The following is a 12,870-nucleotide window of genomic DNA, read 5'->3' on the forward strand; positions in this document are numbered from 1 at the left end:
CCCCGGGGATGAACTCCCGGGGTCAGATCCCTTTTGCGGCGCAAAAGGGATCTGACCCCAATTTGTCCCAAGCCACCGCCGCCAACACCTGCCTGCCCTGTTCAGCCAGCGCCGGCGAGCCGGCCAGGACATGCCCGTCAATGGCCTCCAGCGCCCACAACCCGCTGGCGTTGCAGGCAAAAGCCGCCTTCACGCCGGCCAGATCAGCCAGCCGCAGCGGCTGAGTGGCCTGAGGCCCCGGCCAATGCTGCTTCAGCAGTGCCTCGGCAGTCCCGCGCAGGGCCGGCGCCTGCGGCCAGAGCAGCCGTTCACCATCGTGCACGGCCAGGTTCCAGGTACTGCCTTCACTCACTTCGCCATCGGCGGTCACGAACAGCACGTCGTCGAATCCTTCGGCCATCGCCGCGCGGCGCTCGGCGAACAGGCCGAAGGTGCCCACATGCTTGAGCTGCGGCAGCTCGCGCTGCCAGGTCACGCTGCGCACACGCTTGGAGGCGGTCAGCGTCACCGGCGCTGAAACCGCCACCAGCACGTCCACCGGCACCGCCGCCAGCGGATTGCGGAAATCGAAGCGGCGCGAGTACACCGTCACCCGCAGCGAGGCATCGGCCAGGCCGGCCTGCCGCAGCGCCTGCGCCATCCAGCCCCGCACCTGCGCCGTATCCAGTTTGCTGCCGAACAGTTCGCGCGTGGCCTGCGACAGCCGCGCCAGATGCAGATCCAAGCCCTGCGCTGCGCTGTCGCGCACTTGCAGCGAAGTGAAGTGGCCGTAGTTCACCAGCGCCGGCAGCAGATCCTCCACCTGCGCCGCCCAGCCGTTGCAGCTCACCATCATGGCAACAGTGCCTGCGCCTGCTCCCACATGCCGCGCAGCACGTCGGCGGCCGGCTGCGCCGGCGCCATCCACGCCGACTGCCCGGCCCAGGCCTGCATCGCCGCCAGGCGGTTTTCCTGCGCGGCCTGCTTGCGCATCGGCGCGGTCAGCCCACGCTGCACCGGGTATGGACGCGGCGCGGGGGCTCCTTCTGCGGCAGCGGCGCGCACATAGGGTGTCGCCAGGCCACGACCCAGGCGACCGCTGAAGGCACGGGTCGGCCAAGTGTCTTCCGGTTCGCTGGCGGCCAGCCCATCAGCCCACGCCGAAGCGATCGCCGCTTCCGGCGTGCGCAGGAAGGCGGTGCCGATCTGCACGGCGCTGGCCCCCAGCGTGAGTGCGGCAGCGATGCCACGGCCGTCGGCGATGCCGCCTGCGGCAATCACCGGAATCTGCAGGTGATCGGCCAGGCGCGGCAGCAGTGCGAACAACCCGACCAACTGGCGCTCGGCCATCGCCGGATCGAACGCGCCACGATGGCCGCCGGCCTCCGCGCCCTGCGCCACCACCGCATCGGCACCGGCGTCCTGTGCCGCGCGCGCTTCGGACAAGGTGGTGGCACAGGCGATCCAGGCGATGCCGGCGTCCTTCAGCTGCTGCACGTGATGCGGCAACAGCACGCCCATGATGGTCGAGGCGACCGCCGGGCGCGCGGCCAGCAGTGCGGCGAACTGTTCTTCGAAGTCGGCGGGCGTGGCGTCGGCGGCACTGGCCGGCACGTCCGGGCCCCACTGCGCGAGGAAGGCGCGGCTGGCGGCTTCGGCGGCAACATCACGGGTCGGTGCGGGATCGGGCACCCACAGGTTCACCTGGGCCGGGCCGGTCGAAGCGGTGCGGAATTCGTCCATCCAGCGACCGATATCGGCCGAAGAGGACAACACCGCGCCCATCGCGCCCATGCTGCCGGCGTTGGCCAGCGCGGCCGACAACGGCACCGGGCAGGCGCCGGCCATCGGTGCCAGCAGGATTGGAACGGAAACGCCAAAGCGCCGGCAGAACGCCTCGGCGCGGGAAGCTACAGCGGAACTCTGCATGACGGCCCATCATTTTGGACAGGCCCTCATGGTGCGCGCAGGACAGGGGAAGAGTCGAGCCTGCTGCCTGACGGCCTGCTGCGGCGACTGTGCGCCGCCGCCCGAGCGTGGGCTCGGGCGCTACATCAGACTGCGACCGGGGCCGTCATCAACGGAACGGCATGCCGCGGCCACCCATGGCGCCCATCATGCCCTTCATGCTGCGCAACATGCCCTTCATGCCGCCGCCGGCCATCTTGCTCATCATCTTTTCCATCTGCATGTACTGCTTCATCAGCTTGTTGACGTCGGCCGGTGTCACGCCCGAGCCCTTGGCAATGCGCGCGCGACGCGAGCCGTTGAGCAGGTTCGGGTTGCGCCGTTCCTTCTTGGTCATCGAGTTGATGATGGCGATCATGCGCGGCACTTCCTTGCCCTGGCTGACCTGCTGCTTCAGATGATCGGGGATGTTGCCCAGGCCCGGCAGCTTGTCCATCAGGCCACCGATGCCACCCATGTTCTGCATCTGCTCCAGCTGGTCGCGCATGTCGTTCAGGTCGAACTTCTTGCCCTTGGCGACCTTCTCGGCCAGCTTGGCCGCCTTGTCCTTGTCGACCTGCTGCTCGACCTGCTCGACCAGCGACAGCACGTCGCCCATGTCGAGGATGCGGCTGGCGATACGGTCGGGATGGAACACGTCCAGGCCTTCCGGCTTCTCGCTCACACCGACGAACTTGATCGGCTTGCCGGTGATGTAGCGCACGCTCAGCGCGGCGCCGCCGCGGGCATCACCGTCAGTCTTGGTCAGCACCACGCCGGTCAGCGGCAGCGCATCGCCGAAGGCCTTGGCGGTGTTGGCCGCGTCCTGGCCGGTCATGGCGTCGACCACGAACAGCGTTTCAGCCGGATTCACCGCCGCGTGCAGGGCCTTGATCTCGGCCATCATCGCTTCGTCGATGGCCAGGCGGCCGGCGGTATCGACCAGCAGCACGTCCACGAACGACTTGCGCGCATCGTCGATGGCCGCGCGCACGATGGCTTCCGGCTTCTGGTCGGCGCTGGACGGGAAGAACAGCACGCCCACCTGCTCGGCCAGGGTCTTGAGCTGCTCGATCGCGGCCGGGCGGTAGACGTCGGCCGACACCACCATCACCTTCTTCCTGCGCTTTTCCTTCAGGTGCTTGGCCAGCTTGCCGACCGTGGTGGTCTTGCCGGCACCCTGCAGGCCTGCCATCAGGATGATGGCCGGAGCGGGAACGTTGAGGTTCAGGTCGCTGGCTTCGGCGCCCATCACGGCGGTCAGCTCGTCGCGCACGACCTTGATCAGGGCCTGGCCCGGGGTCAGCGACTTCAGCACTTCCTGGCCGACCGCGCGCACCTTGATGCGCTCGATCAGCGCCTGCACCACCGGCAGCGCGACGTCGGCTTCGAGCAGTGCGATGCGCACTTCACGGGTCGCCTCGCGGATGTTCTCCTCGGTCAGGCGGCCGCGGCCACGCAGGCGCTCGATGGTGCCGGAAAGGCGCTGGGTCAGGGACTCGAACATGCGGCGCAACCTGTCTGAAAGCGGGGGACAATAAGGCAGACAGTATAACGGGTCTGGCTGTCTCCCCGGACTGCGGCCACGGGGCCGTCGCCAGCATCACGGGGGTATGCGAAACTGCAACGATGACAATCGTTCTCATCGCCGTCCTGCTCTACCTGGCTGCCAGTGCCCTGCTGGTGCGCGCGCTTGGCCGCGATGAGACGACCGGCTCCCCCATCTGGCTATGGCCGGCCCTGCCCGCCATGCTGCTGCACGGCGGCTACCACGTGATGGTGGCGATGCGCACCAACGGCGGGCCGGACATGCACTTCTTCGCCGCACTGTCGCTGGTCGGCCTGGGCATGGCCTGGCTGACTTCGCTGGTCGGCGCGCGCGGGCGGATGTCGGCGCTGGGCGTGGTGGTGTTCCCGCTGGCCGCCGTGCTGCTGCTGGCCTACCACGTTTACGGCCACGAACCGAGCAAGGTGCTGGGCTGGCGCCTGGCCAGCCACGCCTGGCTGGCCCTGCTGGCCTACGCCACGCTGAGCATCGCCGCGCTGCTGGCGATCATGCTGTGGCTGCAGGAACGCGCACTGCGCCGCCGCGAGTTCCGGCCTTGGCTGCGCGCGCTGCCGCCGCTGGCCGACCTGGAATCACTGCTGTTCCGGGTGATCACCGTCGGCTTCGCGCTGCTGACCCTGACCCTGGTCACCGGGGTGCTGTTCGTCGACGACCTGCTGGCGCAGAAGCTGGTGCACAAGACTGTGCTGAGCGTGCTGTCGTGGATCGTGTTCGGCGTGCTGCTGATCGGCCGCCGGCGCTACGGCTGGCGCGGCATGAAGGCGGTGCACTGGACGCTGGCGGCGATGCTGTTGCTGCTGCTGGCCTTCTTCGGCAGCCAGTTCGTGATCGAACTGGTGTTCGGGCATTCGCGATAGGCGGTGTGCCGACCAACGGTCGGCACCCACCGGCGCTACCGTCAAGGCTGGGCCAGGATCTTCCGCACCGAACGACCACTGTTGGTGACGATGTCATCAACCTGCCAGCACCCCTGCCCGTGGCGCACCATCGGCAGGCGGGTCAGGTAGGCCTTCTTCCACACCGAATAGCGCATCTCGACCTGGCCGGCGGAGGCCGAAGCCTCCTTCCAGCTGTAGCGCACCGGGGTTTCGATGTCACCGTCCTGCGCATCCAGCCACGGATCCGAATCGATGGTGCAGATGCCCTCTTCGCGCTGCTGGCAGGCGCGCTCTCCACGCAGTGCCTTGCCGAAGGCAGGGCTGACCAGCGCCGGGGGTGGCTCCAGCAGATCACCATCGCCCGTCGTTGCCTCGTAGAAGGCGCGGGCCACCGCCTCTGGTTCCTGGCAGGCGGGTGACGCCTGCACGGCAGGGGCCAGCAGCAGCCCGGCGATCATCAACATCCCTGTCTTCCGCATGTATTTTTCCCTGAGGTAGTGCCGGCCGCTGGCCGGCAATACAGGATCTCCCGGTGCTGCCGGCCAGCGGCCGGCACTACCCGATATCCGGCCTACAACCCGTAACGCTCGATCACGTCCAGATGCGGCTGGCGATCCTGGTCACAGGCTTCAGCCAGGCGCAGCCAGCAATGCGGATGCGGCCACGTCGCGGTGTGCTGCTGCAGGAAGCGGTGCAGCGCCAGCGGCGCATGGTCCTGCGGCTGGGCCACGGTGAACAGCAGGCCGGGCAGCGTACCCTCTTCCACATCGGGGTCGGTGACGGTGTAGTCCGGCCGGCTGTGTGACCACACCTTCCAGCCCTGTGCTTCGGCCGCCTCGACGAAGGCATTCCAGGCCTCTTCGCCCGGGTGCGCGCCATCGATCATCCAGCTGCGGGCGAAACCGCCGCGCTCCAGCACATGCACCTGCGCATAGGTCGGGATGAAATGCTCGCGTGCTTCCTCCTCCTCTGGTGCCGGATGCACCAGCGCGGCATCGAACACCACCCAGTCGCCCACCTGCTGGGCGCGGTTGGACGGTGCGTTCTCGACGATGCGCGCGGTCACCGGACCGCTGCGACGGGCGTAGTACTCCATCGGCTCGCCGTTTTCTTCGCTGCGGATGATCACCCAGCCCCACGGCTCCTCTACCACGCCGTCCTGGCTGGACAATTCCATGCCAAGCGCCGCCGCCGAGCGGCGCACGGCGTCCCAGTCGCGCGCGGCGCTGGCTGCGCTCATGTGGTCCCAATGCGCGGCATTGGGCTCGTCCAGCAGCTCCACCAGCTGTGCATAACAGGCCTGGGCCTCGCTGAAACGGCCGGTTTCCATGTACATGCGCGCCAGCGTGCCGCGCGCGCCGTGCGAGCCCGGAGACAGCTCCAGAAGCGATCGGGCCGCCTGCTCCAGCGCCGGCCAGTCGGACACGCGGCGTGCACGCTGCACCTCGCACCAGTGCGCGAACACCGGCACGCTGCCGCGATAGAGATCGGCCAGCTGGCGCAGTCCGTCGTCGTCGCCCTGTTCGGCCAGCCAGCGCATCAGCGTGTAGGCCGCGGGGCCATCGTGCTGGGTGTGGCCGCGCACGAACCGCCACAGCAGCGACCGCGCCTCGGCCTGCGCGCCGCAGGCATTCAGTGCCGAGGCGGCCATGTCGGCCAGCGCCTCGTCATCGGGCAGCTCGGCATGCGCCTGCAGCAACCACTGCGCTTCGCGCTCGGGATCGCGCGACTGGTTCTGTTCGCCCTGCGCGTCCAGCCATGCCAGCAGCTCGCCCGCCGGCACCGGCAGCGGCGCGACGTCCGGCAATGCCTCGATGCGCGCGGCCAGGCCGGCCACCAGCGCCGCAGCACCCCGATCCTGGCGCAGCTGCGCCAGATGGGTGCGGGCCAGTTCCAGCTGCCGCAGTGCGACCCAGCGCGCGCCACGCTGCAGCGCCAGCTCCAGGCTCAGCGCCGCGACTTCGATCAGCAGGCGGTGCGAACCGACCCGTGCGAAGTGCTCGATGATGGTGTTGAAGCGCGTGCCCAGATCCCACGTATTGCGCGCGGGCTCACGCTGGCACAGTGCTGCGGCGGTGTTTGCCCACAGCCGCCAGTAGTTCGGGGTCAGCTCGCTCCACGGCACCAGCTGCTGCAGCGCCTCTTCGTCGCGGCCCAGCTGGGCCAGCGCCCAGGCCTTGGACAAGCGACGCGGCACCGTGCAGTTGGCCGGTTCGTACTCCCCGGAGGCTGCCACTTCGGCCTCGCGCTTCTCGATCAGCGCCAGTGCCTCGTCGGCGCGGCCGACAGCGAGCAGGATCTTGATCTGCATCTCGGGGAAGCTGTCGAACACTTCCTTGCCACAGGCTTCCACGGCATCGGCCTGCACCTGCAGGTAATCCAGCGCCTCCTGGCCACGGCCATCATCGAGCAGCGCATCGGCCTTCTCGCAGCTCAGGCACTGGAAACAGGCCCAGCTCGGATCGATGCGGCCAAGGGTTTCGTCGCAGACCTCAATGCGCTCGGGCACCCAGCCCGGGCCATCGATGTTGCCGTAGCAGGCGGCCAGGTCCTGGGTCACGCAGATCGACTGCGGGCATTCCAGGGTGTCCTCGCGGTGCGCGCGCTCGAACAGCGCTACGGCTTCGCCGAGTGCGCTCTCGCCTTCCACGCGGTTGCCGACGCGGTTGCGCAGCGCCCAGTGGCCGACATAGACGTCAACCCAAGAGTTGTCCAGCGCCTTGCCCAGGGCACGTGCTTCGGGCAGCAGGGCATCGACGCGGTCGATCTGCAGTTCACTGACCTCATCGGCGAGACGGTTCAGCAGGTGCGCGTTCTGCGCCTGGCCGGCCTGGCGCAGGTCACCCTGCAGCTTTTCGACCCATTTCCAGATGTCCATGGGGGTAATTGCTCCTGTCTAGCGAAGGCTGGATGAGAGGGTGCGGTGCTCAGCGCAGCATCTGCTGCAGGGCACCGGCGATATCGGTGAAGGCACCATTGAGATCCGGGCCCGGCGTAGCGGTCGCGCGTGCCAGCGGGCGGCCCTGCGCGGCGACGATGACTTTCAGCGAGCGCAGCAGGCGCGCCGCAGCCTCGGCCTGTGGGTGGCCCTCGCGCTGGGCGCGCAGCAGTGCCTGCACCGCCGGGTTGTCGAGGTTGAGGTAGAGCCGCGAGGGTGCGCGTGATTCGATGCGCGCGGTGAACTGGCGCGCCAGGCGCAGCGCGGCCATCGAGACGCGCTTGTCGTTCTCGTCGTCTTCCAGCCGTTGCTTCAGCTCGGCCTCGCGGTCGGGCACTACCACCACCGGCAGCGCCTCCGGGCTGAAACGTGCGGGCAGCAGCTGCTCGCCGTCGCCCAGCTGTTCGCGCAGCCACGCCAGCTGCGCCTCGTCGAGGCTGTCATCACTGCGGAACAGTGCGCGGTTGCCCTGCTCGGTGCCGAGCTCGACCAGGCGCAGGCCCTTGGCCTGGGCCCAGCGCCGCAGGAACGGCACCACCGCGTAGCGATGGCCATGCGCGACCGGTACGCCCATCGCGCGGAACAGCATCTCTTCAAAGCCGCCGCCGTTGTCGAGGATGACATGCACGGCACCGCGCGCCGGCAGCGCACTGGCCGGCAGGTCGCCCTGCGAGGTCGGTACCCGCACATGCTCCATCAGCAGTTCGAACAGGCGCTCATCGCACAGTGCCGCACCCAGCAGGGCCTCGTTGTGGCGGGTCAGCACGCGCCGCCAGGCTTCCGGTTGCTGCTTCGCAACGTCGGCCAGGCCGTCGATCAGCGCCTCCAGCAGTGCATGCTGCGCCGCGCGGTACTGGTCATCGCGCTGCAGGTCTTCGCGGCTGGCGGTGGGCGTCAACCGCGAGGATTCGATCACTCCGCCGATGAATCCGGCCCACGGCGGCAACAGGTCGCGCGCGTCGTCATCCAGCAGCATCCCACGCACGAACACCGACAGGTTGCGGTTGTCGCTGGTGCCATAGGTGGCGCCATCCTGCACCCACAGCAGGCCAGTGGCATCGCTGTTGCCATCGGCGCGCAGCGGCACGGTGACGATCGGTTCGAAATCGTGCTCGAACCGCGCGGCGAACTGCAGCGCCTGCCGACGCGCCTGCACCGGATGCACGGCGACATCCCCCTGGCCGCGCCACGGCGGCGGCTCGGGATTGAGCGCCTCGCCCGCAGCACCGATGAAGATCGGTTCGGACAGCAACGCGCAATAGCGGCCCAGCACCTCATGCAGGCGCGCCTCGTTGGCCAGCGGCAGGAAGTCCGGATGCAGCTCCAGCTCCACCTCGGTGCCGACCGCGCGTGCAGGCACTTCGCTGACGGTGTATTGCTCGGCGTTGCTGGATACGTACAGATGGCCCAGATCCGGCGTCTGGTACGAGGTGGTTCGCACACTGACCCGGCGCGCCAGCACGAAGGCCGACAGGAAGCCGAGGCCGAACATGCCGATCAGCCCTTCATCGTCCTCACCGCCCTGGCGCAGGCCACGGGTGTAGCCGACGCCGACGGTGGCCAGGTAATCGTGGATCTCCTGGCGGGTCAGGCCGGCCCCAGTATCGGTGATGCGCAGCACGCCGGCACCGGCATCGACCTGCACCGAAATGCGCGAAGGCACGTCAACACCGGGCTGCTCGATGCGGCGGCGGATGATCGAGTCATGCGCGTTCTGCACCAGCTCACGCAGCGCCACCACCGGGGTGGAATACAGGTGCTTGCCCAGCACCGTCATCAATCCATTGAGATCGACCCCGGCGCGACGGATCTCGGCGTTGGGGGCGGTGAGTGCGGTGTCCTGCATGTAATCGTTTACTCCTGGGCACGGAAAGACGCCAGAGGGCGTCTTCGTCGAGCGGGAAAAACTAGCACAAGGAAGCTGACCGTTGCCGTGATTGACGTTTGTAGAGCCGGCCTCACGCCGCGTCGATGGCCTCGGACAGGCGTTCCACCGCGATCACCTCCATGCCTTTCACCGAACCGCCCTTGGGCGCATTGGCCTTGGGCACGATGGCGCGCTTGAAACCATGGGTGGCGGCCTCGCGCAGGCGGTCTTCGCCATTGGGCACCGGGCGGATCTCGCCGGACAGGCCCACTTCACCGAAGGCGATGGTCTTCTCCGCCAGCGGCCGATCCTGCAGCGACGACAACACCGCCAGCAGCACCGGCAGATCGGCGGCAGTCTCCTGCACGCGGATGCCACCGACCACATTGACGAACACGTCCTGGTCGCCGACCAGTACGCCGCCATGGCGATGCAGCACCGCCAGCAGCATCGCCAGGCGGTTCTGCTCCAGGCCGACCGCGACACGGCGCGGGTTCGACAGCGGCGATGCATCGACCAGCGCCTGTACCTCCACCAGCAGCGGCCGTGTGCCCTCGCGGGTGACCATCACGCAGCTGCCCGGCTGGTGGGTGCTGCCGCCGGAGAGGAAGATCGCCGAAGGGTTGGAGACCTCCTTCAGGCCCTTGTCGCCCATCGCGAACACACCCAGCTCGTTGACCGCACCGAAGCGGTTCTTGAACGCGCGCAACAGGCGGAAGCGGCTGCCGCTCTCGCCCTCGAAGTACAGCACCGCGTCGACCATGTGTTCCAGCACGCGCGGGCCGGCGATGCCACCCTCCTTGGTCACGTGGCCGACCAGGAACACGGCAGTGCCGGTCTCCTTGGCGAACCGCACCAGCCGCGCCGCACTCTCGCGCACCTGGCTGACCGAACCCGGCGCAGCGGTCAGGCTCTCGGTCCACAGGGTCTGCACCGAATCGGCCACGATCAGCCGCGGCCCAGCCCTGGAGGCATGCTGCAGGATCGACTCGACCCCGGTCTCGGCCAGCGCGTTGACCCCGTCCAGTGGCAGCTCCAGGCGGTGCGCGCGGCCGGCCACCTGGGCCAGCGACTCTTCACCGGTGACGTACAGCACCGGCAGTTCGGCCGCCATCTTCGCCACCGCCTGCAGCAGCAGCGTCGACTTGCCGATACCCGGGTCGCCGCCCACCAGCACCACCGCGCCTTCGACCAGGCCACCACCCAGCACGCGGTCGAACTCGCCGATGCCAGTGGAGACCCGGCGATGCTCGGTCTGCTCCACGTCCTTCAGCGCGGTGATCTTCGGCGGATCGATCTTGCCGGCCCAGCCCGCCCGCCGCGACGCTGGTGCCTTGGCCGCCGCCGCGCTCTCCAGCACGATTTCAGACAGCGAGTTCCAGGCGTTGCACTCCGTGCACTGGCCCTGCCACTTGCTGAATTCGGCGCCGCATTCATTGCAGACGTAGGCGGTGCGGGCTTTGGCCATCGGATGATTTCCAGCAACGGGAACAGGCGTGGCAGGATAGCCGAGCCCGGTCGCAGCTGCTGCGACCGCTCAAGTCCTGCCCACCCGCGCCGATAGGGGTCGCGGGCGTGCGCCTTGCGGGCGCCCCCTTCCTCCCCCACTGGATTCAACATGACTGGCAGTTACAGTCAGAGCCTGGTCATCATCTCCCTGCTGGTGGCCATTCTTGCTTCGTACACGGCGCTGGACATGGCCGGGCGCCTGGCCACCGCCGAGGGGCGCGTGGCGCGCTGGTGGCTGGCCGGAGGCGCGGCGGCCATGGGCCTGGGCATCTGGTCCATGCACTTCATCGGCATGCTCGCCTTCGACCTGCCGATTGCGCTGGGCTACGACCTCGGCATCACCCTGTACTCACTGGCGGTCTCGATCGGCGCCTCCGCCTATGCGCTGTGGCTGGTGTCGCGCCCCACCCTGCCGTGGCGCCGGCTGTTGGCCGGGGCCGTGCTGATGGGCCTGGGCATCGCAGCCATGCACTACCTGGGCATGGCTGCGATGCGCATGCAGCCCGGCATCGACTACCACCCGGGCTGGTTTGCCGCCTCCATCGCGGTGGCCATCGGTGCCGCTGGCGCCGCACTGTGGATCGCCTTCCGCCTGCGCGCCGAGCAGCGCCACACCCTGCTCCTGCGCGTGCTCGCATCGCTGGTGATGGGCCTGGCCATCGTCGGCATGCATTACACCGGCATGGCGGCGGCGCGCTTCCCCGAAGGCAGCATCTGTGGCGCCGTCGGCAGTGGCGGCATCGACACGCGCTGGCTGGCCGTGCTGGTGATCGTCACCACCGTGGCCACGCTGGGCATCGCCCTCGTGGCCTCGCTGTTCGACCGGCAGATGCGCGTGCGCACCGGGCTGCTGGCCGAGTCGCTGGCGCACGCCAACGACAAGCTGATCCAGGCCGCGCTGCACGATCCCTTGACCCAGCTGCCCAACCGCATGCTGCTGCAGGACCGCATCGAGCAGGCCATCGAGAAGGCGCGGCGCCGCAATCATGCGGTGGCGGTGATGTTCTGCGACCTGGATGGTTTCAAGGCGGTCAATGATGCCTATGGCCATCAGCTTGGCGACCGCCTGCTGGTGGCGGTGGCACAGCGCATCGGCGGCCTGCTACGCCCGCAGGACACGTTCGCCCGCCTCGGCGGCGACGAGTTCGTGATCGTGCTGGCCATCGACATTCCCGACGATGCGGTCGTGGTGGCCGAGCGCATCATTGCCGCCGCCGGTGAGCCGTTCACGCTGGATGCGGCCGAACTGCAGGTCAGCGCGAGCCTGGGCATCGCCCTGTACCCGGATGACGCCAGCAACGAGCGCGAGCTGATGGCGCACGCCGATGCGGCGATGTACCACACCAAGGAAACCGGGCGGAACGGCTATACCTTCTTCACGCCCTCGATGCAGCTCAGTGCCAATCGCCAGCTGCGCCTGCTGCAGGACCTGCGCAAGGCCATCGCCCGCAACGAACTGATCCTGCATTACCAGCCCAAATTTTCGGCCGCGGGCGCACCGGCCACCGGCGCCGAGGCGCTGCTGCGCTGGCAGCACCCGGAGCTGGGGCTGCTGGCGCCGGATGTGTTCATTCCGATCGCCGAACGCAGCGGCCTGATCCTGCCGATCGGTGACTGGGTACTGGACCGGGCCTGCGCGCAACTGCGGGCATGGCACGATGCCGGGCATGCGGAATGGACAATGGCGGTGAATCTATCGCCGCTGCAGTTCGCCTCGCCGGCACTGCTGGACAGCGTGCGCGAGGTGCTGGAGCGGCACCGGATCGAACCGGCACGGCTGACCCTGGAGATCACCGAGACCACGGCGATGAAGGACGTCGATGCCAGCTTGGCGATCCTCAGCGACCTGACCGCAATGGGCGTGCACATCGCCATCGATGATTTCGGTACCGGCTACTCCAGCCTGCTCTACCTCAAGCGGATGCCAGCCACCGAACTGAAGATCGACCGTGCGTTCGTGCACGACCTGGAGCGCAATGACGAGGACGCCGCCATCGTCTCGTCGATCATCGCGCTGGGCCGCACCCTGCAACTGCAGGTGGTGGCCGAAGGCGTGGAGACCCAGGCGCAGCGCGAGTACCTGAGCGAGCTCGGCTGCGACCAGCTGCAGGGCTACCATCTGGGCCGGCCGATGGAGGCCGAAGAGTTCCTGCGCCGGGTGGGGTGAGGCCCCGGTTTCGGGGTC

At 68.5% G+C, this 12,870-nt stretch carries 9 protein-coding genes; 2 read left to right on the forward strand and 7 right to left on the reverse strand.

Annotation, left to right across the window (positions count from 1 at the left end; all coding sequences use genetic code 11):
• Positions 1–22: 22 nt before the first annotated feature.
• The 3 genes from AC10QF_RS01820 to ffh all read right to left on the reverse strand — a co-directional run bounded on the left by AC10QF_RS01820 (position 23) and on the right by ffh (position 3,433).
• Positions 23–835 carry an aminotransferase class IV family protein gene (locus AC10QF_RS01820; protein ID WP_494541635.1) on the reverse strand — a complete coding sequence of 271 codons (813 nt, stop codon included), beginning with the start codon at positions 833–835 and terminating at the stop codon, positions 23–25.
• Positions 832–1,908 carry an NAD(P)H-dependent flavin oxidoreductase gene (locus AC10QF_RS01825; protein WP_206621924.1) on the reverse strand — a complete coding sequence of 359 codons (1,077 nt, stop codon included), beginning with the start codon at positions 1,906–1,908 and terminating at the stop codon, positions 832–834. The genes AC10QF_RS01820 and AC10QF_RS01825 overlap by 4 nt, the downstream gene beginning before the upstream one ends.
• Before the next feature lie 148 nt (positions 1,909–2,056).
• Positions 2,057–3,433 (reverse strand): signal recognition particle protein, encoded by a 1,377-nt coding sequence (ffh, locus tag AC10QF_RS01830; protein WP_346469749.1) that lies wholly within the window; start codon positions 3,431–3,433, stop codon positions 2,057–2,059.
• Positions 3,434–3,555: 122 nt separating this feature from the next.
• Between ffh and AC10QF_RS01835 the strand changes: the two genes are divergently transcribed.
• Positions 3,556–4,350: a cytochrome C assembly family protein gene (locus tag AC10QF_RS01835; protein WP_494541636.1), complete on the forward strand. Its 795-nt coding sequence runs from the start codon at positions 3,556–3,558 to the stop codon at positions 4,348–4,350.
• A gap of 41 nt (positions 4,351–4,391) precedes the next feature.
• On the opposite strand, the gene AC10QF_RS01840 is transcribed toward AC10QF_RS01835, so the two are convergent.
• The 4 genes from AC10QF_RS01840 to radA form a co-directional block, all read right to left on the reverse strand.
• Positions 4,392–4,850 carry a YqhG/Tai3 family protein gene (locus AC10QF_RS01840; RefSeq protein WP_069139100.1) on the reverse strand — a complete coding sequence of 153 codons (459 nt, stop codon included), beginning with the start codon at positions 4,848–4,850 and terminating at the stop codon, positions 4,392–4,394.
• A gap of 92 nt (positions 4,851–4,942) precedes the next feature.
• A complete protein-coding gene (locus AC10QF_RS01845; protein ID WP_494541637.1) occupies positions 4,943–7,249 on the reverse strand; it encodes a tetratricopeptide repeat protein in 2,307 nt (768 codons plus the stop codon).
• 49 nt (positions 7,250–7,298) lie between these two features.
• The gene (locus AC10QF_RS01850) at positions 7,299–9,155 is read right to left on the reverse strand and encodes an ATP-binding protein (RefSeq protein ID WP_494541638.1); all 1,857 of its coding nucleotides are present in this window, start codon (positions 9,153–9,155) and stop codon (positions 7,299–7,301) included.
• A 112-nt stretch (positions 9,156–9,267) separates the two neighbouring features.
• Positions 9,268–10,644: a DNA repair protein RadA gene (gene radA / locus AC10QF_RS01855; RefSeq protein WP_005408586.1), complete on the reverse strand. Its 1,377-nt coding sequence runs from the start codon at positions 10,642–10,644 to the stop codon at positions 9,268–9,270.
• 150 nt (positions 10,645–10,794) lie between these two features.
• Here radA and AC10QF_RS01860 point away from each other — a divergent pair, with 150 nt between their 5' ends.
• Entirely contained in the window at positions 10,795–12,852 is a 2,058-nt protein-coding gene (locus AC10QF_RS01860; protein WP_494541639.1) for a putative bifunctional diguanylate cyclase/phosphodiesterase, read from the forward strand.
• Positions 12,853–12,870 lie beyond the last annotated feature (18 nt).

It is taken from the genome of Stenotrophomonas maltophilia complex sp. Om-AH-Sm3 (genome assembly GCF_059337855.1).

Bases quoted from the DNA above. Each gene is read 5' to 3' on its own strand.
- AC10QF_RS01820 (WP_494541635.1), bottom strand. From the start codon at position 835: ATGATGGTGAGCTGCAACGGCTGGGCGGCGCAGGTGGAGGATCTGCTG.
- AC10QF_RS01825 (WP_206621924.1), bottom strand. From the start codon at position 1,908: ATGCAGAGTTCCGCTGTAGCTTCCCGCGCCGAGGCGTTCTGCCGGCGC.
- ffh (WP_346469749.1), bottom strand. From the start codon at position 3,433: ATGTTCGAGTCCCTGACCCAGCGCCTTTCCGGCACCATCGAGCGCCTG.
- AC10QF_RS01835 (WP_494541636.1), top strand. From the start codon at position 3,556: ATGACAATCGTTCTCATCGCCGTCCTGCTCTACCTGGCTGCCAGTGCC.
- AC10QF_RS01840 (WP_069139100.1), bottom strand. From the start codon at position 4,850: ATGCGGAAGACAGGGATGTTGATGATCGCCGGGCTGCTGCTGGCCCCT.
- AC10QF_RS01845 (WP_494541637.1), bottom strand. From the start codon at position 7,249: ATGGACATCTGGAAATGGGTCGAAAAGCTGCAGGGTGACCTGCGCCAG.
- AC10QF_RS01850 (WP_494541638.1), bottom strand. From the start codon at position 9,155: ATGCAGGACACCGCACTCACCGCCCCCAACGCCGAGATCCGTCGCGCC.
- radA (WP_005408586.1), bottom strand. From the start codon at position 10,644: ATGGCCAAAGCCCGCACCGCCTACGTCTGCAATGAATGCGGCGCCGAA.
- AC10QF_RS01860 (WP_494541639.1), top strand. From the start codon at position 10,795: ATGACTGGCAGTTACAGTCAGAGCCTGGTCATCATCTCCCTGCTGGTG.